Here is a 1,577-nt window from a genome sequence, read left to right on the forward strand (position 1 = left end):
TTTTGTTAACTCAACCAGCGTCTTAGACCACCGCCCAACCTATTTGATAAATATTACGTCTAAATACCATTAACGAAATCGTTAAATCTTTAACTACTGCACGTTCTCGCTCGCTTCCGAGAGTGTTTGGACAGTAAGTATTTAAAGTTTTACCGGGGGAAGAATTTCTGGGTTTAGGCCTAAATGCTCTCTTTTTTCAGCCGATGAGAAGGCCTTTCACCAAGCTGTGAAGGGGTGTAACCCAAAAATCAGCTACTGTCCACCCACTCTACCACCAACATTACCACTACAGATGAAAACAAATTCAAAACCCATGGCCGTCCTGCTAATTGCAGGATTAGGCACCCTATTTAGTTGCAATGAGCCAGGCCCGGCTGGAAACGCGGCTATTGATGACAAAAGTGAAACCAGCACGGATAAGTCGGCCATGGGTGGTAACAAAACAGACATGCCTGATTTGTCCGACTGGCCTGCTCGCCCCAGGCTCGCTGTTAAGCAAATGATGGACAAGTACGGGGAGCCTGTTGAGGTTTCATCGGAGTCGATTGTCTGGCACAATGCCGGTCCTTACAAGCGCATTATGGTAACAAAAAAGGAAATGCCTCATAACTTTCCTTTACCGCACATGGATTTTCTGGAGCATACGGTTGCCTACAATGTGCCCACGGATAAAATTGATGAACTGGTCGCCTTCGATGCCAGTATGACCATCCATAAAACAAATGGAGAAATGTCGGCCCGTTGCGATCTGGAAGGCCACAACGTGCTGACCCTTAACCTGGCCCGTGACATCATTAACGGCACAAAAACGGTGGAAGCAGCACGTATGGCATTTGGCACCAACGTAACAGACGATGTGCTTGGCAAGCACCCTGCCTACGTTGAAAAACTTCAGTTTGCTCCGCCCACTGAAAATGTTCTCTTCCCTGATAAGCCTATTGTTCCCGGTTCGCCTCGCCGCATGGTGCCCGGAACGGAGGGCACTGATGCCGAAGTGCTTGCCTTTATTATCGCAGTGGACATGAACGAAGTACTTGCCGCCGCGCAGGCCCAAACAAAAGCACTCGAACAGCCCGCGATGGACTATGCCAAAATGCTACACAAAGAGCATGGCGAAAACGCCGTTAAAACCATGAAACTGGGCCAGACAATCAATGTGACGCCCAGCAATACAAAGGCTGTTGATGATTTATATGTGAAAGGTGCAACACAACTTGCAACGCTGGTAACGCTGGATGAGAAAGAATTTGGAAGTGCTTATATAGATGCAATGACGAAAGGCCACAACGACGTACTGGCCATGATCGATGACAAACTTCTTCCGCAAGCGAAGAATGAAGCGTTAAAAAAGCATTTAACTGACACCCGGGCGCATGTGGCCACGCACCTTGAGCAGGCGAAGAAATTGAAATAGCGCTTTCGTGAAAAATTAAACAAGCTTCAAAAGAGCCACGTAATGGGGCTTCGGATCTTTCCGAAGCCCCATTACTTTTAATACGTCCGCATCAGAAAATGCGGGTGGGCTAAAAAAGGGCGGTGGTCTAAATCAAGGTGGAGGGAGTGCCTGTAAGGGATGG

General features: G+C 47.9%; 1 protein-coding gene. It reads left to right on the top strand.

The genetic code is table 11. The features are described from left to right. Positions 1 to 292 precede the first annotated feature (292 nt). Entirely contained in the window at positions 293 to 1,414 is a 1,122-nt protein-coding gene (locus B9A24_RS00655; RefSeq protein WP_084443176.1) for a DUF4142 domain-containing protein, read from the top strand. Positions 1,415 to 1,577 lie beyond the last annotated feature (163 nt).

Source organism: Hymenobacter roseosalivarius DSM 11622 (assembly GCF_900176135.1).
Lineage (GTDB): Bacteria > Bacteroidota > Bacteroidia > Cytophagales > Hymenobacteraceae > Hymenobacter > Hymenobacter roseosalivarius.